This window comes from Methanofollis liminatans DSM 4140, from assembly GCF_000275865.1.
GTDB classification, from domain to species: Archaea; Halobacteriota; Methanomicrobia; order Methanomicrobiales; family Methanofollaceae; genus Methanofollis; species Methanofollis liminatans.
Genome location: NZ_CM001555.1, coordinates 441,421 through 462,973 on the forward strand (window position 1 = coordinate 441,421; position 21,553 = coordinate 462,973).

Annotated in this window: 11 protein-coding genes and 1 tRNA gene; 10 read left to right on the plus strand and 2 right to left on the minus strand. The window is 60.5% G+C overall.

The annotated features are described in order from the left end of the window. Positions 1 to 444 precede the first annotated feature (444 nt). The 7 genes from METLI_RS02105 (at position 445) to METLI_RS02135 (ending at position 16,835) form a co-directional block, all read left to right on the plus strand. On the plus strand, positions 445 to 756 hold the full coding sequence (locus METLI_RS02105) for a nucleotidyltransferase family protein (RefSeq protein WP_004037656.1): 312 nt from the start codon (positions 445 to 447) through the stop codon (positions 754 to 756). 203 nt (positions 757 to 959) lie between these two features. Then, positions 960 to 2,507, plus strand: coding sequence for an AMP phosphorylase (locus METLI_RS02110; protein ID WP_004037657.1), 1,548 nt, complete (start codon positions 960 to 962; stop codon positions 2,505 to 2,507). Further along, on the plus strand, positions 2,497 to 3,900 hold the full coding sequence (locus METLI_RS02115) for a carboxypeptidase regulatory-like domain-containing protein (RefSeq protein ID WP_004037659.1): 1,404 nt from the start codon (positions 2,497 to 2,499) through the stop codon (positions 3,898 to 3,900). The genes METLI_RS02110 and METLI_RS02115 overlap by 11 nt, the downstream gene beginning before the upstream one ends. Positions 3,901 to 4,089: 189 nt before the next feature. Next, positions 4,090 to 7,119 (plus strand): vWA domain-containing protein, encoded by a 3,030-nt coding sequence (locus METLI_RS02120; protein WP_004037661.1) that lies wholly within the window; start codon positions 4,090 to 4,092, stop codon positions 7,117 to 7,119. A gap of 226 nt (positions 7,120 to 7,345) precedes the next feature. Next, positions 7,346 to 10,477 (plus strand): hypothetical protein, encoded by a 3,132-nt coding sequence (locus METLI_RS02125; RefSeq protein WP_004037663.1) that lies wholly within the window; start codon positions 7,346 to 7,348, stop codon positions 10,475 to 10,477. Between the two features lie 241 nt (positions 10,478 to 10,718). Beyond that, positions 10,719 to 13,703 carry an Ig-like domain-containing protein gene (locus METLI_RS02130; RefSeq protein WP_004037665.1) on the plus strand — a complete coding sequence of 995 codons (2,985 nt, stop codon included), beginning with the start codon at positions 10,719 to 10,721 and terminating at the stop codon, positions 13,701 to 13,703. 231 nt (positions 13,704 to 13,934) lie between these two features. Further along, a complete protein-coding gene (locus METLI_RS02135) occupies positions 13,935 to 16,835 on the plus strand; it encodes an Ig-like domain-containing protein (RefSeq protein WP_004037667.1) in 2,901 nt (966 codons plus the stop codon). A gap of 17 nt (positions 16,836 to 16,852) precedes the next feature. Here the strand turns inward: METLI_RS02135 and METLI_RS02140 are convergent. Next, positions 16,853 to 16,924 (minus strand) — tRNA-Arg (locus METLI_RS02140). Positions 16,925 to 17,042: 118 nt separating this feature from the next. On the opposite strand from METLI_RS02140, the gene METLI_RS02145 reads away from it, so the two are divergent. Both METLI_RS02145 and METLI_RS02150 read left to right on the plus strand, forming a co-directional pair. Further along, positions 17,043 to 17,480, plus strand: coding sequence for a dCTP deaminase (locus METLI_RS02145; RefSeq protein ID WP_004037669.1), 438 nt, complete (start codon positions 17,043 to 17,045; stop codon positions 17,478 to 17,480). After that, entirely contained in the window at positions 17,477 to 18,433 is a 957-nt protein-coding gene (locus tag METLI_RS02150; protein WP_004037671.1) for a DUF128 domain-containing protein, read from the plus strand. Before METLI_RS02145 ends, METLI_RS02150 begins: the two co-directional genes overlap by 4 nt. Here METLI_RS02150 and METLI_RS02155 read toward each other — a convergent pair. Then, positions 18,426 to 20,249, minus strand: a complete 1,824-nt coding sequence (locus METLI_RS02155) for a tubulin/FtsZ family protein (protein ID WP_004037673.1) — start codon at positions 20,247 to 20,249, stop codon at positions 18,426 to 18,428. The two genes, METLI_RS02150 and METLI_RS02155, sit on opposite strands and share 8 nt — an antisense overlap. A 258-nt stretch (positions 20,250 to 20,507) precedes the next feature. On the opposite strand from METLI_RS02155, the gene METLI_RS02160 reads away from it, so the two are divergent. Continuing rightward, positions 20,508 to 21,497, plus strand: a complete 990-nt coding sequence (locus METLI_RS02160) for a 5,10-methylenetetrahydromethanopterin reductase (protein ID WP_004037675.1) — start codon at positions 20,508 to 20,510, stop codon at positions 21,495 to 21,497. The last annotated feature ends 56 nt before the right edge of the window (positions 21,498 to 21,553 follow it).

The window sequence follows — 21,553 nt, forward strand, 5'->3', positions numbered from 1 at the left end:
CCCCCATCTGCTCCCGGAAACTGCCAGGCGAATGGCTTCGTCCAGACCATCCCGTAGCCTGGTTCCACGATAAAGGGAAGATCTATCATGCCCTCACCAAAGCACCTTCAGGCGATCTCGATTGTTGTTGGAGGGGAGGTTTTCAACAAAGTCGTTTTTGAATAGTGCCGGGGGATGACCCCGCTATGGGGCCCTGTGCGATACCTGCCCGTCGTCTCTATGTGGACTCACGCTATAGGGGCGAAAAGAGGCGAAGAGAGGGATTTGATCGATGCAAGAAAGGAATCCTTCGGGATGCAATTCCCCTGCGACGCCTTTGTGCCGATATCGTGCAGGGAGCCTTTTGCAATCTCATCATGGAGGGTCGCGGGTGGACCGTGGGGGGAAAAATCATATCCCCCTGCCCGTACCACTCCATCGTACCAGGGGAGGGAAGAATCGGGAATGCACCGGATCATCGCAGAGAAAATGTCGGAGATCATTGAGATTTGCCGGCGTCACCGGGTAAAAACTCTCGAACTCTTCGGTTCAGCGGCCGGGGAGAATTTCGACCCCGAAAGGAGCGATCTCGATTTTATCGTCGCCTTTGAGCCCATGCCGCCTGCCGACCATGCTGATGCCTATCTTGACCTCGCACTGGACCTCGAGGCGCTGTTCGCCCGCCCCGTCGATCTGGTGGAGACGGCGCCCATCAAAAATCCCTATTTTCTGAAGGCGATCGAAGAATCGAGGGTACCTGTGTATGCCGCACCGTGAGATCGGGAAGTACCTCTATGACGTCTCCTCGGCCTGCGATCTGATCGCGGTTTTTTGCACCTTCGCGTGAACGGGCGCACCCAAAAATTCATCCACGGTCATGTTTTGCGGCTAAGGGTTCGCATCCTCAAACATTCTTTCCGACACTCTTTTCTGGGCACAATGCCGATACCCTTTAGAGAAGAGAGGAGTATCTCTATTCCATGAAGCTTACAACCAAATCGATCGATATCGAGAACCGCGGCGTCCTTCTCCATGCCGGCGACGCCCGGGAGATCAGCGTGCGGGACGGCGACCGCGTGGAGGTGAAGAACCACATCACCGGCGAGTCGGTCTCCGCCTTTGTCGATACCACGGCCTCCCTGATCCCGCAGGGCGTGATCGGCATCTACCGGCCGACACAGGTGCGCATCGACGTCCTGGAGGGCGCCGAGGTGGAGGTGCGGGCGGCCGACCGTCCGGCCACCCTCGACTTCATCAGGAAGAAGATGGACGGCCTGCGCCTCGGCAAGGAGGAGACCCTGGCCATCATCAGGGATGTGGTGGACGACGTCCTCTCGCCGAGCGAACTCACGGCATACATCGTCGCCACCTACACCAACCCCCTTGACATGGACGAGGTCGAGCACCTGACCCGGGCGATGGTGGAGACCGGCGAGCAGCTCCATTTTCCCTCGTACCCGATCGTGGACAAGCACTCCATCGGCGGGGTGCCCGGGAACAAGATCAGCCTCCTGATCGTCCCGATCATCGCTGCCGCCGGGCTCAAGATACCGAAGACCAGTTCCCGTGCGATCACCGGTGCCGCCGGAACGGCAGACCTGATGGAGGTGCTTGCCCCGGTGGCGTTCTCCGCCCTCGAAGTGCAGCAGATGACCGAGAAGGTCGGCGGCGTGATCGTCTGGGGCGGGGCGACGAACATCGCCCCCGCGGACGACCGGTTCATCACCGTCGAGTACCCCTTCAAGATCGATGCGCGGGGGCAGATGCTCGCCTCGGTGATGGCGAAGAAGTTCGCGGTGGGTGCGAACCTGGTCGCCATCGACATCCCGGTCGGGGAGCACACGAAGGTGCCGAACGCCGACGAAGGGCGGAAACTGGCGCGGGAGTTCATCGACCTCGGCGAGCGCCTGGGGATGCGGGTGGAGTGTGCCCTCACCTATGGCGAGTCCCTGGTCGGGCACACCATCGGGCCGAAGCTCGAGGCGAGAGAGGCCCTCGCCGTCCTGGAAGGGGCGACCGAACCGACCTCGCTCATCCAGAAAAGCCTCTCTCTTGCCGGCATCCTGCTTGAGATGTCTGGCAAGGCAGCGCCGGGGCAGGGCTACGCCGTGGCACAGGAGATCCTCTCCTCGGGCCGGGCACTTGAGAAGATGAAGCAGATCATCGAGGTGCAGGGCGGCGACCCATCGGTGACCTCGGCCGGTATCGTCCCGGGCGAACACCAGTTTGTCGTAAACGCCCCGGCGACCGGCTACGTGGTGGAGTTGAACAACAAGGCCCTCATCAGCCTCGCCCGCGCCGCCGGGGCCCCGCAGGACCGTGGCGCCGGGGTGTACATCCACGCGAAGAAAGGGACGCAGGTGCGGAGCGGCGAACCGATCTTCACCGTGTATGCCGACCGGAAATGGCGCCTCCAGAAGGCGCTCGAGGAGGGCCGGCGGCTCATGCCGGTCGTCGTCGAGGGGATGCTCATCGACCGCGTGCCGAGTCGGCACTGGGGCGTGGGGGGTGATGTGCATGGCGCATAAGGTCCTGCGCACTCTTCTCCTCGCCATCCTCGCCCTTGCCCTCTTCTGCTCTGCAGTGCAGGCGGTGACCCTCACGGTCACGGTGAAGGACTACGAGAGCGGTTCGTATCTCAGCGGGGCATCGGTCTATGTCAGCGGGACCTATGTCGGCAAGACCGGTTCATCCGGGACGTTTGACTACTCTCACTCCCTCAAATCGGACTTCACCCTCCGGGTGACAAAGTCCGGGTACGAGGACTGGTCTGATGTGATCGATTACGATGACACCTCGGTGACGGTCAGGCTTGAGCCTGATACCGTGGACCTTGAGGTGACCGTCTACGACGCCGATACCGTCCAGCCGATCAGCGGGATCAGGGTGACGGTCACCGCAAAGGGGAGCGGGAGCGTCGAATCGGAGCGGACGAACTCTGCCGGAAAGGCGGTCTTTGACGTCGACGCGAGCGAGACCTACACGGTGGCGATCGATGCCGACGATTATGAAAGCCTTGAACGGGAGGTCGATATGGACGGAGAGAGTAGGAGCGTCCAGTTCTGGCTCTACCCTGCCGGCCGGTTCGCCTTTAAGGTGCTGGACGCACAGGACCATAGCCCGATCGCCGGTGCCGAGATCAGCGTCGGCGGTACCGTCAAGGGTGTGACCGGGAGCGAGGGGACGCTTGCCACTGTCCTCGACCAGGGGAGGTCGTACCAGGTGAAGGTGACGCACACCTCATACCAGGAGTACCTGCAGGAGGTGTACGTCGGTGAGGACGCTGTCGTCACCGATATCTTCCTGAAGAAGGCCACCTATCCGGTCTTTATCTCGGTCTTCGACGAGGAGACCAGGCCGGTGGAAGGAGCGGCGGTGACGGTCGACGGGGCGAGTGCGGGCGTGACCGACCGCTATGGCAGGCTCAGCCTCGGCCAGATGGTCGGGGGGAGCCATACGGTGGCGGTGAAGGCGGACGGCTACACCTCCTGGGAGGGTACCTGCACTCCGGCCGCCACGGGTGCCGACCTTGCGGTCGAACTGGCCTATGTGCCGGTCTCCCTCTCGGTGCTCACCGAGAACGCCGACCATGCGGCGCTCTCGGGGGTTTCGATCGGGGTGAACGGCGCCTCGCAGGGTGTCACTGCGGCGGACGGCAGGCTCGCGCTCAGCCTGAAGCCCGGCACCTACAATATTTCTGGCTCTCGTGAAGGATACCTGACCGCATATGCGGACCGCACGCTGGCGGTCGGGTCGTCCGGGGAGTCGGCGATCCTGACGCTCAAGCCCGAGGGGCCGGCGCCCATCGTTGTGGGGGCGGCCGCCCTCCTCCTGGTCGTCCTCCTGCTTGCCGGCGTGGTCGTCACCCGCAGGATCAGGATGGCCGGGCGCCGCCGGCGGCCCGGGCAGAAGAGTTTCTAGATCTCTCCATCCCTCTCCTCTTTTCAGTGCCTTTTTGTGTTTCGGGTAATAAAATCATTTTTAGTGTCTATTTTTTAGCAAATGGCTCTTAAAATTTCCTTTTTAATGATAACTCTGATATGTATTTCTTAAAAAATAGTTATATTTATATAATATTGTGATATCTTATTTGTTACGCAGGAATCTGCTATGGATAATCCTATCAAAACTATACTCCTGGTCGGCTTCGTCCTCCTCACCCTTGCTGCGGCCGCATCGGGTCTCCCCACCATCAGCGTCACCAACAATACAGAATGGTTGACCGCGGGCGGGGGCGAGACCGCGACGGTGACGGTGGCGGTGGACGGAAGCGTGGAGGGTGCGCACATTATTCTCTCGTCCAGTGACCCGGAGATGGGCTCGATTGTGCCGGGAACGCTGCCCGGGACAGGTGGAACGGCGACCTTTAAGGCCGGGACAAAGAGCGGGGACGTGACGATCACGGCGAACTATGCTGCCCAGAACGGCACGGTGATCGCGGCAGGCAACGTTACGCTGAAGATCGATCATGGGGTGCCGCATAGCATCTCATCTCTGGATTATGCCGATGAAGTGACGGCCGGGTCGACGACGTCTCTTATCCTCAGGATGGCGGACCGGTGGAATAACTCGATCGAGAGCAGGCGCACTGTAGAGACCGTTCACTTTGTGGTCGGCTCCCCCGGTGACGCTGCGCGGCTCATCTACGGCTCGAATGTCTCGACGGATCTTCGGGTCCCGGTCGATGCAAATGGCGACGTCCGGGTGGATCTCAGGACTGCCCCCCTTTCGGGCGCCAATATTGTGATGGTCGAGTGTCCGGGGACCATAGCAACCGGGTATATCACCGTCACCGGCACCGCAACGGGGGTGCCGTGGGAGATGTACCAGACTGTCACGCCGGACGACGATCCCCATCCCTACCAGCAGGCCGACGGGAAAAAGGTGTTCTCTATCGTGTACTCCCTGTACGACCGGCATGGCAACGTGGCCGGCAACCGCCAGATCCACGTTCAGATCGTCCCGCGGGAAGGATACCTGAAGGCCGTTGAAAAAACTGTCCGGACGAACGAGGAGGGCAAGGCGATGATCTCCTACGGGCCGTCCGACGTCGCCGGGATCGCCGATATCGAGGCTTATGCGGTTGACAACGAAAGTCTCACCTGTTCCAAGCAGCTGGAGTTCGTCAGCACCGATCCGACCACCATGCTCCTCTCGGCCTCACCGCAGACAGTGGCGAGCCGCGACGTCAAGAGCGACATCAGTGCCCTGATCCGGGCGAAGGTGGTCGATGTCAAGGGCAACCCGGTGGCGGACGAGAGCGTCAGTTTCACGATCACCGCCGTGCAGAACGGGACTTTCGTAATGACGCAGAACCCGGCGATCACGAATGGCAGCCGGACCGCGGAACGCGGCGGCACCCCGATCGTCGCCTCCACCGACAACACCGGTTTTGCGACGGTGGACTTCCTCCCGGGTGCCTTCACGACCGATATCTCGAACTTGCGCTACAGCAACCTCTCGGTGGGGAACGCGACGGTCAGGGCATCGTGGAAGGATCAGACGAGGGATATCACGGTCTCGTTCAGGAACTACCCCTATCTCAGCGTGAAGACCCGGGTCGAGCCCCCGACGGTGGCGGTGAACGACATGGTGAACGTGACCGTGCAGCTGATCGGCGACGGTTATGCGCTCCACTCCCGCCCGATCGATGTGGTGCTTGTGATCGACCGCTCCGGGAGTATGGACAAACTGGATAGTTCTGGAAAGAAACGCATAGTGAGTGCGAAGGATGCTGCCTACACCTTCATCGGTCAGATGGATCCGTCACGCGATCGGGTTGGTCTTGTGTCCTTTTCTTCGACCACGACCCGAGATTGTAATCTGACCGATAACTTTGCGTTGGTGAATACCAGTGTGAAATCCCTCGTAGCGACTGGTGCCACTCAACTGCGGCGCGCCATCTATGAGGCGGTTAAAATGCAGCAGGAGGGGGGGCGGGCCGATGCCGTCAAGGCGGTGATCGTCATGACCGACGGCGACTGGAACTATCATGGCAGCCCCCTCGGGCACGGTACAGGATACCCTGCGAGCGCGTCATGGGTCTACACGTTCAGCGGCAGCAATCTGGAGCCCAATAACTACCGGTATTATGATGGGCTTGGCGGGACGCTCTTGGAGGGGAAAAAAGACGGAAAATCATATTATTACTGCACCGACGGCGAATCAACCAACCAGAACATGTCCCGGTTCGCCCTCTCCAGTGGCGTAAAACTTTATGCAGTTACCTTCGCCTACAATCCCGACAGCACGGTCAGGGCTACGATGAATACTCTCTCTACCTCGACCGGCGGATTTTACGAGCACGCCCCCGATGGAAATAAGCTTGCCGAGATCTACACCGACATCGCCCTCAAACTCCAGGAGGCGGCAGGCGTCAACACCACGATGTCCCTCGTCTTCAAGAATGTTGAGGTGAACAACGTCTCGGGCTATTCGGACGTCTTCGAGTACCAGCCCATCAGCGGTGCGTCCACCTTCGTCACCAAGTACTGGCAGACGAACCTGACGACCGTCCCGGACAAGGATCACACGTACCCCTATTCATTTGATCAGACAGCCGACTGGGCCGACGACGAGATCTCTTTCGACGTCGGCGACATCTACCTCAACCAGGCATGGGAGACGACCTTCTGCCTGAATATCACCGAGGAGGGGAACATCGACATCTTCGGCTCGAACTCGATCATCAGGTTCAACGGCACTGAGGGCCAGAGCAAACTCCGCCTCCCCAGGACGCTCGTGACCGCCGTGAAGGACCTGAACGTCACCGCACTGGACCAGGGCGTGGTCAACGTCACCATCGTCAGTGCAACATGGGACGGCGTCACCTTCCTTGTCCCGACATGGGAACTGGGGTATTCGGGCAACAAATCGATAGTACAGAACGTCTACTACCAGTATAGCCCTGACAACCTCTGGTGGGACGGCGTCTGGAACCACTTCGACACGATCCGGTGCGGTCCTGCAGCGGTCAACGGCACCTACACATCGAACCTTCTGGTGGAGGGCGTCACCGGGTGGTATAAAGTCCGGGTGCACGCCCAGGAAGATGTACAGGGCGGTGCGAGCGGACTGGACACCTGGACTCAGCCGATCCGTGTCGGAAATCTCACGCAAAATAAGATAAAACTATTATAATCTCTTTATGTAGGTATGCTCTATCGGACATCTTCCTGATAGAATACAACTACGTTTTTGAGGATTTGATCCCGGGGTCATTTCTATGCCATACTTGGTGGTTTTTTTTGGTATAGTCGATAAAAAAATCGGCATTTTCTATATTAATATAATATTTTATTGTTTTCAAAAAATGGGTATCTTTATATAATATGGCTTCTCCTTATTGGCTACGCAGGGATCTGCCATGGATAGACCTATCACGAATATGCTCCTGGTCGGCTTCGCCCTCTTCGCTCTTGTTGCGGCCGCATCAGGTCTCCCCACCATCAGCCTCTCCAACGATACGGCCTGCTTGACCGTGGGCGGGAGCGAGACGGTGACGGTGCAGGTGAACGATGAAACCTCACGGGTTGTTAACCTCTCATCCACGCTTGGAACACTCGCCCCCTCTGTCGTGACCACCGACGCGCAGGGGCGGGCGACGGCGACCTTCACCGCCGGGACCGTGAGCGGGACGGCGACGATCACGGCGGTGTTCACCGACGAGTCTGGCGAAGAGGTGAGTGCCTCTAAGGATCTTTTGATCGATCACAGCACACCGATTAATATCTCGTCCCTCTCCTGCCCGGACGAGGGCAGTGTCGGGAGCGAAGTCGAGATCGCGCTCGCCCTGTCGGACCGGTGGGGCAACCCGGTCGATAACGCCAACATAATCGAGAACGTCACCTTCACGGTCGGGTCACCGGGTGACGGTGCGGCCTTCATAATCGGTGACCGGCGTGCTGCCTCTGTCTCGCTCCCGGTCGATTCTAAAGGCTGGGTGAACGCGACGCTCCGCCTCAGCACCATTGCGGGGGAAAATATCGTCCAGATCTGCCCGCCCGGCCTGGTGGGCTCCAGTTACATCACGATTACGGGTGTTGCAGACGGTCCGCCGGTCTCTATCGAGAGCGCGTATGCCTCTGCCTCGTGCCCGGCCGACGGCGTGGGCACGGTCCTGATCGCCTACACCCTGTACGACCAGTATGGGAATCTCTGCGATGAGGCGCCGGTCCAGATCGCGAGCAGCCTTGGTGAGACGACGGCGGTCACGACCAACTCGTACGGCAGCATGCTCGTACGTTATGGGCCGAAGAACGTCCCGGTGGATGTGACCCTCACAGCGACGGCGGCAGAGAACGCCTCGGTCTTTACCATCGATACCTTCTCCTTCGCATCGACCGATCCTGTCAATCTTGTTCTCGCCGCCTCTCCCCTGAATATGAAGAGCCTTGATGTCGATTCCTCGTCGGAGGCAGTCCTTGCGGTATGGGTGACTGATGAGAGTGGCGTCACCGTGACCGATGATCCGGTGGATGTGATCTTTACGATCACAGATGTCGACGGCCACGGTGCGACTCTGACGGCCGATCCCTGTCTCAACGGTGGTTCTTCAACGGTCGCGCAGGCGACCGGTGATGACGGTGTCGCCAGCGTCACTTTTACGCCCGGGGCGTTCGCAGCCTCTGGGGATGCGACCGGCACCTGCACGGTGACGGCGACGGCGACGCTGAACGGGACTGTGGTTTCCCGGAGCGTCGATCTCTCCTGGCGGAACTATCCCTCGTTCTCAGTCTCGGTCTCAGCCTCGCCGTCCACAGTTATGGTCGGCAATGAGGCGAATGTGACCATCTCCCTCACAGGCGACGGCTGGGAATTCACCCCTGCTCCGGCCGACGTGATGGTGTGCATCAGCAGGGCGCCGACGATGTTAACCGGATATCCGGATCCGATGGTGATAGCGAAGAACGCCACTAAGTACTTTGCGGGGTTGATGGAGGAAGGGACGGACAGTCTCGGCCTGGTGTCGTATGGTGAAGCCACGCCGGTAGGACAGATGGCAGATCTTTGTGCGATGAATCAAGGAAAGACTAAGAGTGTGTATAACGAGATTGGTTATGATCCTCAGGCCGGGAAGGATGCCGAATCCTACATAATAGCGCACTATAGTAACAGCGGGGAAGTTCGCTTTGATGATGAGGTAACGCTGGATTTTCCACTCTCTACCTCATATACCTCTTTCAATGACTCAGTCGAAAGCCTGATCCCGTATTCTATCTATTCGAAGGGGCAGGGCAAACATAGCGGTGACGAACTGAGGCTTGCGCTCTATCAATCGATTACAGAGATCGTTGAGAATGGCGGTACCGGTGATGCTCGAGCCGTGGTTGTTCTCCTGGATGATGACTGGAATAATGGTGGGGGTGGGAAGTATGGCAACCCCCTTGGTCCCAATGGTACATACAATAATGCAGATTATTATGAATTCCCCGACAACGGTAAGGGCCATGGAAATATGTGGGGCCCCACAGGCAAATGGCAGGATCTGGCCTGTTATGCCTCTGATAACGATGTGAAGCTCTATGTCATGCTTGTCGACACGCCAAAAGGCAACGGCAACGGTGGTACGAACGGCCATGCAGCCCTTGAGGCCGATCTGCAGACGCTTGCGGAGACGACCGGCGGGCTTTACAGCAAGGTTACAGATGAAGACTTCGAGTCTGATCTCGTTCAGTTCTACGAAGACATCACAGCTGACTTGAAGGAAGCGGCCGTCTTCAGCACCACTATGGACGCCCGTTTCGATCAGGTCTCGGTCAACGACGTTCTCTTGCCGAGTGTTGGCCTGAGTGATGACCCGAGTGATGACGTCCTCCAGTACCGGTATGTGAACGGGGTCTCGACAAGGATCACGAATATGACCGCAAGCGAGACGCTGTATGACGGAACTCTTGACGACACGGCTGACTGGGCCGACCGGGTGCTGGACTACAGCATCGGGAGGATGGAGTACGGCCAGACCTGGACCGCGACCCTGCGCTTCAACTTCACCCAGGCTGGCACCATCGGTCTCTTCACCGACGGGGCATCGAAGATCAGTTTCTCGAATGCAGCGGGCATCCCCTACAAACAGGACCTCCCGCCGGTCTACATCACCGTCGTCGACCAGGAAACGGCCGACGTCTTCGGCACGAGCACCCTCTCGATCCCGGCGCTCGCCGCAGTGGGCGACAACGACACCCTCAGCATCGCCGTCGACTGGACGCTCGACTATGCCGGTGAGCACCCTGAATTGGTCAGGCAGCGGGCCCAGTACCAGTACAGCGCGGACGACATCGTCTGGGACAACCTCTGGCATGACTTTGCTGTCCCGGCGGTCGATGAGGATGTCACCGGGGATTATGATGCCGAACTCGACACCGACAAAAAGAACGGCTATTACCGGATCCGCATCCATGCCTGGGAGGCGATCAGCGGCGGCGCCGAAGCATGGCGGACAACCGAGCAGCCGGTCAGGGTCGATGACGGTAAGAAGATCAGGATGAAGCTGATCTGATCTCCTCTTTTTTCCCTTCTCGCTGGTGCCTCTCCCTTGTCTCCCCGGAAGACGCCTGCCCGCTATAATTAATACTACTTTAAATAGATTTTGATTTATCCTTACTCTTTTGAATCATATATTCTGATAAAATCAAAAAAATATCTATATTTTACAAAAAATGACCTTTTAAAGAATGTTTGAAAAATGGGTATTTTTAAATACCGCTAAAAAATCTATTCTCTCCACGAGAGGTGGAAAAATGGCAACACTGCGTCCCGGGCTCTTCCTGCTCTGCCTCCTGCTCATCTGCACGGGGGCGGCGGCAGGGGAGCCCTATGATCTCACGGTTACAACCGGAACAGACTGGCTGATCGCAAACGGCGCCGACGGAACGACGGTCACGGCCACGGTCACGAACGGCGGCGCCCCGGTCGGCGGGGTCAGCGTCACGTTCTCCTGCGACCCTGCGATGGGCAGTCTCTCCCGGGCCCTGGCGGTCACCGATGGGAGCGGCGTCGCACGCTCCACGTTCACGGCGGCGACGACGAGCGGCGCCGCGGAGATCACGGCCTCGGCTACCTATGGGGGTGACGGTGGCCCGGTGACCATCTCTGCCTCTTGCGTTCAGCAGATCGACCACGATACGCCGTATCGACTGGCGTCCCGCACCTATACGAGCGAGGTCTCGGTCGGGTCTGTGACCACGATCGTCCTCGCCATGCAGGACCGCTATGGGAACCCGATCGACTCCCGCCGGACGGCCGAGACCGTCCGCTTCACCGTCGGTTCGCCCGGAGGCGCCGCCGGGATCTGGGACGGGGCCGCCTATGTCGACGACTGCGTCCTGCCGGTGGACGAAGAAGGGAACGTCATCGCCGTCCTGAAGACCTCCCCTCTCGTCGGGGAGAACATCGTCTATGTCGACCTCCCCGCGCCGGTCGCCGACACCTACTTCACGGTCTACGGCATCGGCGACGGGATCCCGGCCTCGATCTCCTGCACGATCAGCCCGACCGGCACCCCGAACCCCTGGGTCCCGGCCGACGGCGTCAGCAAGTTCTCCATCCTCTACACCCTCAAAGATGCCGCAGGCAATCCGGCTGGAAACCGTTCGATCCATGTCGTCACGTCTCTTCTCGAGGAAGAGCCGATGATCCTGACCACGAACTCCGACGGCCAGATCATGGTCACCTATGGTCCGAAAGACACCATCGGCACGGTGACGATCACCGCCACCTCTGATGACGACCCCGCCGTCACTTGCTCACAGACCGTCCAGTTCACCAACTCCGCCCCGGTTGAGATGCTCCTCTCCGCAAACCCACAGACGATGCCGAGCCTGGACGCGAACCCGGAGTGTGTTTCGGAAATCCGGGCAAAGGTCATGGACGAGAGGGGCAATCCGGTCTCAGGGGAGACGGTGGCCTTCTCGATCGACGCCATCGATATCGAAGGGAACGTCTGCACCGCTCCTGCCCTCCTGGAAAATACCGCCACCACCGACGGCGACGGCTACGCCGTCGTCAGGTTCGTCCCGGGCGCCTTCCCCCTTCCCGGCAGTGACGACTACAACCAGACCGCCACCGCCACATGCGCCGTCGTGGCCACCTGGGGAGAGGTCACCCGCTCCATCCCGCTCGCCTGGAAGAACTACCCCTTCCTCTCGGTCACCACCTCCGTCGATCCCGAGACCGTCGAGGTGAACGAGACCGTCAGCGTGAACATCACCCTCAGGGGCGACGGCTGGGCGCTCCAGCCCGACCCGATCGACGTGGTGCTTGTGATCGACCGGTCGGGGAGTATGCTCTACGACGAACCCGATCGGATGCACTCGGTGAGGGAGGCGGCGAAAGATTTCGTGGACCAGATGGCGACGCGGGATCAGCTGGGTGTTGTCTCGTTCGGGAGAAATGGCTACATCTCGCGGCCTGGCGCAAACTCGGGGATATCGACCTCGGAGATTGACAACGTCTATGTCTATCCGGTCTCGTACAGCGACTATGCAACGGTTGATGCCTCTCTGACCTCGAACGCCGCCTCTGTAAGGTCCACGCTTGATACGATCGTTCCTGATCACGGGACGCCGATGCGCCACGCCCTCTATACATCGATCCAGGAGATCATCGATCATGGGCGGGACTCTGCAGTTCAGGCGGTGATCCTCCTCTCCGACGGCGACTATAACTGGTATGGCGACCCGCTGGCGCGGGGTTGGGGGTATACGACGAAAAGTCCTACCGACTTCGGGAATCTCGCGAGCAGTTACTACAAATATACTGATCTCTCTTCCGATGATCAGGATATGGCCGCATATGCGGCCAGGCACAACATCACCATCTACTCCATCGGTTTTTCCGACAGCATCTCCTCCGGCGGCAGGTCCACGCTCAGGCAGCTGGCAGAAACCACCGGCGGCATCTACTATGACGCAAGTGCAGCCAACATCGACTCCATTTACACCGAAATCGCCGGCGAACTCAAGACCGAGGCCGGCGTCGACACCACTGTCGGCCTGCAGTTCGACAACGTCCTGGTGAACGGCCTTGCGGTCTTCAACGACCCCGCAGACCCGGTCCTCGAGTATGTCCACATCCCCGGCGAATCGACGGTGATCGGGAGCTGGATCGACAACGAAACCGGCCGCCACGAGATCCTGCCGCTCGACACCTACGACAACACCTCTGAATGGGCGGCCGGTCAGAGCCTTGCCTTCAACGTCGGCACCGTCCGGCTCAACCAGACCTGGACGACTCGCTTCACTCTCAAGGTGCTCAAGGAGGGGAACATCAACATCTTCGGCCCGGGCTCCCTGATCACCTTCAACGGCGGGGCCTCGAGCCTCACCCTGCCAGACACCTTCGTCACCGCCGTTCCTGACCTGAACAACACCGGCCTCAATTCGTCGGTTCTCTCCGTCGAAAACCTCGCCCGGGAGGGCTCGGGCGAGGTGACCGACTTCCTCCCGCTCGTCTGGAACCTGAACTACACCGGCGAGGAGACCGTGACCCAGCGCCTCTACTACTCCACCGACGATAAACACACCTGGACGCGGTTTGCCACCCTGACGGCCGTCGCTCCGGGCAATGTCACCCTGACGGCGAGCCTGGACGTCAGGGTGCTGCCTGCCGGCTACTACTGGATACGGGTCCGCGCCACCGCCCCTGACGCCCCTGATGCGATGGACGAGCTCGATAGTGCTATCCTGGTGGGATCCGCAGAAACCCCGAAGATCAAACTTGAGTAGGGTCCTCCCCCTCCCCTTTTTTCTCCGGTGGCCATTTGCCCTCCTTGCGGCCGGCCTGTATTGTGCAAATATGATTGTTCGACAATCTTTTTCAATGGAATTCTGTAGTTGTCTCTGATTTTATCGTTTTCAATCCTACAAAAAACGAAATTTAATGTATATTCGATCAGATAAATATACAAAATATTTATATATTGTTCGCGTATTCACTGACTCACCTCGGGGGAGGACATGTCAGCGATACGTCACGGTATTATTTTTGCAGCGCTCCTGCTGCTCTGCACTCAGGCGGCGGCAGGTTCGCCGATGGTCGCCATCACCACGGATACAGAATGGCTCGTTGCCGGCGGCCCGCAGAGTTCGTGGATCGCAGTGCAGGTCACCGACGATGCCAGCACGCCGGTGAATGGGGCAGAGATCACATTTTCCTGCGACCCGGCGATGGGGGCGCTCACTCCCTGCACCGCAAAAACCGGCGCCGACGGCACCGCCCGGGCCAGGTTCTCTGCGGGGACGACGGGCGGCACCGCCGCCATAACGGCGGTTGCCCGGTGGCATGAGGGCGACGCCCCGGTCACGGCGTCTGCCGTCTGCGAAAAGCGGATCGATCACGCCGCCCCACAGAAGATCGCGGTCCTCCGCTACCCCGGCGAGATCACGGCCGGCACGACCGCCTCCATCCTCCTGATGCTCACCGACCGATACGGCAACCCCGTCGACTCCCGCCGCACGGCCGAGACCGTCCGCTTCGTCACCGGTTCGCCCGGCACCACGGCCGGCGTCCTGGACGGTGCCGGCTACTCTGACGACGTCTCCCTTTCCGTCAACGAGAGCGGATGGGTGGCGGCGCTCTTCAGGGCCGACTGCGTCGCCGGGGAGAACATCATCTACGTCGACCTCCCCGTCCCGGTGGCCGACGCCTACCTCACCATCCGCGGCACCGCCGACGGTGTCCCGGCCGCGATCTCGGCCTCGGTCTCGCCGGCCTCTCCTATTCCGGCGGACGGAACGGGCATATACCGCATCGTCTATACCGTAAAAGACCGCTACGGCAACCCGGCCGGAAACCGGTCGGTGAACATCGCCGCCCTTCCGGGCGAGGAGACGACGGTCCGCACGAACTCCCTTGGAACGGCGACGATCTCCTACGGGCCGAAAGACTCCGCCGGTGCGGTTGAAGTGACGGCGACGGCGGCGGACAACGCCTCGGTGACCGTCACCGTCCCGGTCGCCTTCATCCACCTCGACCCCTCAGATATGCTCCTCACGGCAAACCCGCAGACGATGCCGAGCCTGGACGCAAACCCGTCGATCACCGCCACCATCAGGGCGAAGGTGATCGACGAGAAGGGCAACCCGGTCGCCGGTGAGAGCGTTTCCTTTGCGATCCCGGGAGACCGGCAGGGCGCCTCTCTCAATGCCGCCTCGGCCGTCACCGACCGGGACGGCTACGCCAGCATCCTCTTCACTCCTGGCGCCTTCCCCGCACCGGGCGAGGCCGGGTATGACCCAACCGTCACCGCCTCGTGCACCGTCGAGGCGCGGTGGGGCGGGGTCGTCCGCTCCATCCCGCTCACCTGGAAGAACTACCCCTTCCTTTCGGTCACTGCCTCGGTCGAGCCCGAAACGGTCGGGGTGAACGAGACCGTCAGCGTGAACGTCACGCTCCGGGGCGACGGCTGGCGGCTCCAGCCCCACCCGATCGACGCCGTCCTCGCCATCGACTGCTCGGGGAGCATGAAGGACCGGATCGCCGGGGCCGATACAAAGATGGCGGCTGCACGAACTGCTGCACGCACCTTCGTCGCCCGTATGAACCCCTCCTCCGACCGGATCGGGCTCGTCCCTTACTATGAACGCTCCGCGCCCGTTCGGGTCGGGCTCTCGACAGACTACGTCGCAGTCATCTCGACCATCGACGCCCTCTCGCCGTCCGGCTATACGCCGACCAGGCTTGCATTGAAATGCGCCATAGACGAACTCATCGCCCGCCCGAACCTCGACCCGGACGCAGTGCGGGCCGTCGTCCTGATGTCTGACGGGGCGTACAACTACTTCGGCGACCCTCTCGGGCGTGGGAATGCGTCATCGACGTATTATGTGACCTCCTCAGACCGGGAGGCGGACTACCGGTGGTACGGCTACTGCAACGGCACGAAATACGGCCTTTTCGCTCTCCCAGAAGACGACCTCTCGGCCTATGCCCGCTCCCGCGGGATCAGGATCTACTGCATCTCCTTTGGCGACGGGATCGTCGAGGGCGACAACACCTACGACACCATGACCGCCCTTGCCGGATCCACCGGCGGTTTCCACGAGCACGCTCCCGATGCGGCCGCGCTCTCCGAGGTCTACAGCCGCATCGCCGGTGACCTGAGGGACGAGGCCGGGGTTGAAACCGTCATGGACATCTCCATGCAGGACATCTCGGTGAACAGCGAGCGCATCCCTGGCGCCGACGTCTTCGATTACCAGTATATCGAGGGCTTTTCGACGGCGGTGGAGAACTGGATCGGCAACGCGGCGGCACGCTACGATTTCGTCGCCCCGCACACCCTGGACCAGCGTCACGACTGGGAGGACGATCACGCCCTCCACTTCGAGATCGGCACGGTCCGTCTCAACCAGGTGTGGACCGCCAGATACACCCTGACGGTCAAAAAAGCGGGCAACATCAATGTCTTCGGACCGGGCTCCCTGATCGCCTTCAACGGCGGAACTTCGAGCCTCACTTTGCCCGACACCTTCGTCACCGCCGTTCCCGACCTGAACAACACCGGTTTTAATGGCCCTATCCTCGACGTCGCCGACCTCCATCGGGAGGGTTCGGGCCCGGTCACCGCCTTCCTTGAGGTGGCATGGGTCCTGAACTATACCGGGAGCGCTCAGGCAACCCAGCGTTTGTCGTACTCGCACGACGAAGAGCACACCTGGGTCCAGTTCCTGACGATGCCGCCGGTTCCGGCCGGAAAAAGGGTTCAGGAGGCGTGTCTTGACGTGCGTGACCTCCCGACCGGCCTCTACTCCCTGCGGGTCGATGCCGTCGCCCCTGACACGCCGGACGACCGGGCGGATCTACCCTCTCCGATCCTTGTTGGAAACGGGCAACCGTCAAAAATAAGACTTGAATAACTTTTTTTCAGCCGTAACGGACCCAGCGGGAATCGAACCCGCGTCCCTGGGTTCGAAGCCCAGAAGGATGTCCTCTACCCCATGGGTCCATGGCACCGGAGTATAACCGATCATCGGCCGTTCCGTCAGAAAGGATGAATGAATTGTACCGTGTTATATATCATATCACAAGTTATTAAGCGTTTTCCGGCACCATCAGATCATAACATGATCCTTTCCTCCGCTGAGATCCGGTCCCGTCTGGCGGCGCCCGCAGATGGGGGCCGCCTGGTCATCACCCCCTTCGCCGACACCTCCCTCCAGCCTGCCTCCTATGATCTCCGGGCAGAAGGCGACATCTCTCTCCAGCCCGGAGGGTGCACCCTCGTATCAAGCCTCGAACGCGTCGAACTCCCCTCAGACCTCGCCGCCACCCTCAGGTGCCGCTCCAGCTATGCGCGCCGCGGCCTCCTCCTCGGCGGCGGTTTTGTCGATCCGGGCTTTCGGGGGCAGCTCACCCTCTGCCTGGTCAACATGGGCGCTGACGCCATCCCCCTTGCGCAGGGCGACCGGGTGGTCCAGATGATCCTGCACGAGGTTTCGGGCGGCGGCCATACCTATGAAGGGCGATACCAGGACAGCGAGGGCGTGGTGAGGGCGCGATGAGCCAGATCCGGACCGAGCGTAAACTCGTCGAGATCCTGCGGATCCTCAAGGAGCACCCCGGCCCGGTGGGGGCGAAGCGGCTCTCCGAACTGATGGCCGAGCACGGTTTCGTCCTCACCGACCGTGCCGTTCAGTACTATCTCCGGTCCCTCGACGAGATGGGCTTCACCAGAAAGGTCGGCAACAAGGGGCGCGTCCTCACACAGAGCGGCATTGCCGAGATAGAAAACGCCCTTGTCGGCGAGCGGATCGGATTTATCATCTCGAAACTCGAACGCCTCGCCGTCAGGACCACCTTCGACCCGGCGACCGGCACCGGCGACGTCGCCTATAACCTCTCCTACGCCCCCTACGACGAGGTCGACCGGGTGCAGAAGGCCTTCGATGAGGTCATTGCCGCAGAGTGCGGTTTTTTCAACGGGTATCGTATCGTCGACAACGACCCCCGGGTCCCTGACGACCATGCGGGCTTCATCACCCTCTGCTCGGTCACCATGGACGGGGTCATGCAGAGGCAGGGCATACCGGTGGAGATGAAGTACGGCGGCCGCCTTGCCGTGGACGCCGCCCTGGAAAAAAGTCGTTTCCTGGACCTCGTCGCCTACCGGGGTTCGAGCATCGACCCGTTGCAGCTCTTCATCTCGGCCGGCCTCACCTCCATCCACACCTATGTCACCGGCGGCGCCGGCACCGTGCTTGCAAATGTCAGGCAGGTCCCGCTCCCTGCAAAAGAGAAGGTCTTCGAGATCGCCTCGGCCATGCGGGCGTCCGGGTTTCGGTTCCCGATCACGACCGGAGAGCAGGTCTTCAACCTTACAAAAGAGCCGTACAGGCTCTCGATCGTATCGCTCTCAGGGATGAACCTGATCGGCCATGCCGTCGAAGTGGGCTGTCAGATAAAAACAGAGATCGGTGCAGGAAACATCCCGTTCTCACGCGTGCTCTCTAGGTGATCCAGTCGATCCCGCCGGCATCCTCTTCGCCCTCTTTTTTGCGGGCCTTCTCTTCCCGGGTACTCGTCCTTTTTCCCGGCTCCACTTCTTTCGGCTTCTGTTTCGGGGCGATCTTTGCGCTCGCCTTCAGGAGGTCGTCGTCGGGCGGCGCCACCCCGGCCGCGAGAGAGACCGAGCGTCCCTCGAAGAGGTCGTCTTTCGCTTTTTTTACGGCGGACTTCAGGCGCACGCTCTCGCCCGAGAGCGCAGCGTCCTTTGCCGCCGGCAGGGTCTCGACCCGCACGCCTGAGTAATCGACCTCTTTTGGCCGTATCGCTGCGGTCCGGGATCCCCCTGAACCCAGGGCCGAGTCTTTCGGTGCCTGCGGGATCGCCACGTTCGTCATCCTGGTGATATCGCGGGGCGCCTGCTTCTTCCCGGTCGGAAGGACGACGGCGTCGCCCTCCTCAGCCTTCGTCTTCAGGTTGTCGCTGGAGAGGTGCAGGCGGAGGACCTCGCCCCCTTCCTCCCGGGTTTTTTTCACCGGTTTTTTTTCGTCGGTCGCGATCCTGATCATCTCGTCACGTTCGCCGGGCATCTCTTCATCATGCTCCTGTGGTGGTTCAAGAAGGTCGGTGGCGGTATGCATGTCGGTATCCTCACCCCCCTCTCCCCCCGAGGCGGCCCGATATTTCTCCTCCTCGATCTCCAGCAGATATTGCTCCCGCAGGATCTTCAACTCCTCGATCCGCGGCACGTTCTGCACGCCCGAGAGCACGATGACGATCCCGACGAAATGGGTGCTCTTCACCGGATAATCCCCCGATCTCACCTCGAGCCCGGCAATGCTCCGGTCGATCCACTTCCGCACCGTCACAAAGCCCTTCACCGAGAGCTCCTGGCTCGGCCCGGCGATGAGCACCAGCGCTTTCTGGGCGCTGGTCATATCGCATGGGACCGATATCTCCTCGTAAACGGCCCTTTTTGCAAGCGAAACAATCCGTGCCGCCCGCGTCTGGGAGCCCTCCATATAATTCCTGGCAGAACTCCATCGTTTCAGGAAATCGAAGGTGCCTGAGGGGAGGCGGTCCACCGCATACCCGACTGCAACCGTCCCCATGCCGGTGAGCGTGTTGAGCACCTCGCCGGCGTCCAGGACCAGTTCGCCCACCTCAAGGCCGCTCTCGCTGAACTCCCCCGCGCGGAGGAGGAGGCCGATGCGCCGGGCGATCTGTTCGTTCAAAAGCGAGTTCACCTGCCGCGGGTTCCGGGAGTAGGTCATCTCCTTCTCCCGCCGTCGGTGCCTCTCGTTCAGCGGCCCGGCCTCCTCCCCGGCCCGGATCTTCTGGTACCAGGTTTCGTTGTCGAAGACGATCGTGGCATCGACGAGGGCGTCGACGTTCTCGATATCGTCTGCTGCCTTTGCAGACCGCTTTTTCCCCTCGCCTCGGCAGGGGAGGGTGACAACGGCAAAGATCGGTTCGATGAACGTCTCGCGCAGCTGGGGGACGATCATGTCCATCGTCTCGATGAGGGTGCCGCCCAGGCCGGCGCAGACCAGGATCGCATCGATCTGCACGGTGTCGACCTTCTGGATCCTGGTCATCACCTCCTCGATATCGATGGTGGTCTTCACGTCATAGGGATGCGATGGGTCGATCGGCGGGAAAAAGAGTTTGGATTCTTCGGGGAGATGTTCGAGCTGTATGAGGGTGTTTGCGTCGAGGTCGATCGCAAGGGCGTTCATACAGAGGATCGTGCTCCGCCGGTCGTGGTCATAGAGACGGTCCACTATCCTGCTGCCAGCACCACCCAGTCCGATTGCCAGAACCCGCATGAATACATCGCCCCGCCCTGCGGCCGCTCAGTTCCCGGCCGTACGGGCGCTCATTCTTCTTGGGTATTTGTGCCGGTGATCATAAATACTTCTCGCCGGACGCGTTCCCGATGCGCCGGGTTTTTTTTGCGTCTCCCTGGCGCTTCGGGTATCGCTGCTATCTGCTATCGGATATTCGGGTTAATATGTTGGTTTTCAAAGGCAAATGAGAATACTTTTATCTTCGTGCGATAACTACTCTCTCTGAGGTGAAATGCCTTGAGTTATGGAATTGAATTTGTGCCAGGCAACATTAATGTAAAGCAGGTTGTAAAATACGTCAAACTCGCGGAGTCCAAGGACATCGACTACGCGTGGATCACCAACCACTACAACAACCGACACTGCTACCCGACCCTCGCCATGATCGCAGCGAACACCGACTCGATCAAGATGGGCCCGGGCATCATGAACACGTTCACCGACACCCCGGCGGCCATCGCTTCCTTCATGTGCACGCTGAACGAGATCTCCGACGGACGCGCCGTGCTCGGCATCGGTCCCGGCGACCTTTCGACTCTGCCGAAGCTCGCGATCCAGGGCGCGAAGCCCGTCGCCCGCCTGAAGGAAGGCGTCATCCAGTTCCGCCGCCTCTGCGCAGGCGAAGAGATCAAGAAGACCGGCGAGATGGAGTTCTTCGACTACGACGGTGCGAAGCTCACCGGCGTCACCCTGCCCGGTAAGAAGGGCATCCCCGTCTATATCGGCGCCCAGGGCCCCAAGATGCTCGAGCTCGCCGGTGAGATCGGCGATGGCTCCCTGATCAACGCCTCGAACCCGAAGGACTTCGAGATCGCCATTCCCATGATCAAGAAGGCTGAGGAAGCTGCAGGCAAGAAGGGACACGATGTCGGTGCCTACACCGCCATGTCCATCGACCAGAGCGAGAAGAAGGCCCGCAACGCTGCAAAGATCGTCGCCGCCTTCATCGCCGCCGGTTCCCCGCCCGCGCTGCTCCAGCGCCACGGCCTTGACGAGGGCAACGTCGCCAAGATCAAGGACGCCCTTGCCCGCTTCGACTTCAAGGCTGTCGGCGGCCTCGTCGGCGACGCCGAGATCGACGCCTTCACCATCGCCGGTACCCCGGACATGGTCAGGCAGAAGTGCGAGGACCTCAAGGCAGCCGGTGTCACCCAGATCATCTTCGGCTCCCCGCTGGGCCCGGACATGACCAACTCGATCCGCCTGCTCGGCAAATACGTCGTCTGAAGGGACTGAATCTTCCCTTCACCCGTTTTTTCAGGAGGATCCATTTCCATCCTCCT

Excerpts from the sequence above, each read along its gene's own strand:
- METLI_RS02105 (WP_004037656.1), top strand. The coding sequence starts at position 445 with ATGCACCGGATCATCGCAGAGAAAATGTCGGAGATCATTGAGATTTGC.
- METLI_RS02110 (WP_004037657.1), top strand. The coding sequence starts at position 960 with ATGAAGCTTACAACCAAATCGATCGATATCGAGAACCGCGGCGTCCTT.
- METLI_RS02115 (WP_004037659.1), top strand. The coding sequence starts at position 2,497 with ATGGCGCATAAGGTCCTGCGCACTCTTCTCCTCGCCATCCTCGCCCTT.
- METLI_RS02120 (WP_004037661.1), top strand. The coding sequence starts at position 4,090 with ATGGATAATCCTATCAAAACTATACTCCTGGTCGGCTTCGTCCTCCTC.
- METLI_RS02125 (WP_004037663.1), top strand. The coding sequence starts at position 7,346 with ATGGATAGACCTATCACGAATATGCTCCTGGTCGGCTTCGCCCTCTTC.
- METLI_RS02130 (WP_004037665.1), top strand. The coding sequence starts at position 10,719 with ATGGCAACACTGCGTCCCGGGCTCTTCCTGCTCTGCCTCCTGCTCATC.
- METLI_RS02135 (WP_004037667.1), top strand. The coding sequence starts at position 13,935 with ATGTCAGCGATACGTCACGGTATTATTTTTGCAGCGCTCCTGCTGCTC.
- METLI_RS02145 (WP_004037669.1), top strand. The coding sequence starts at position 17,043 with ATGATCCTTTCCTCCGCTGAGATCCGGTCCCGTCTGGCGGCGCCCGCA.
- METLI_RS02150 (WP_004037671.1), top strand. The coding sequence starts at position 17,477 with ATGAGCCAGATCCGGACCGAGCGTAAACTCGTCGAGATCCTGCGGATC.
- METLI_RS02155 (WP_004037673.1), bottom strand. The coding sequence starts at position 20,249 with ATGCGGGTTCTGGCAATCGGACTGGGTGGTGCTGGCAGCAGGATAGTG.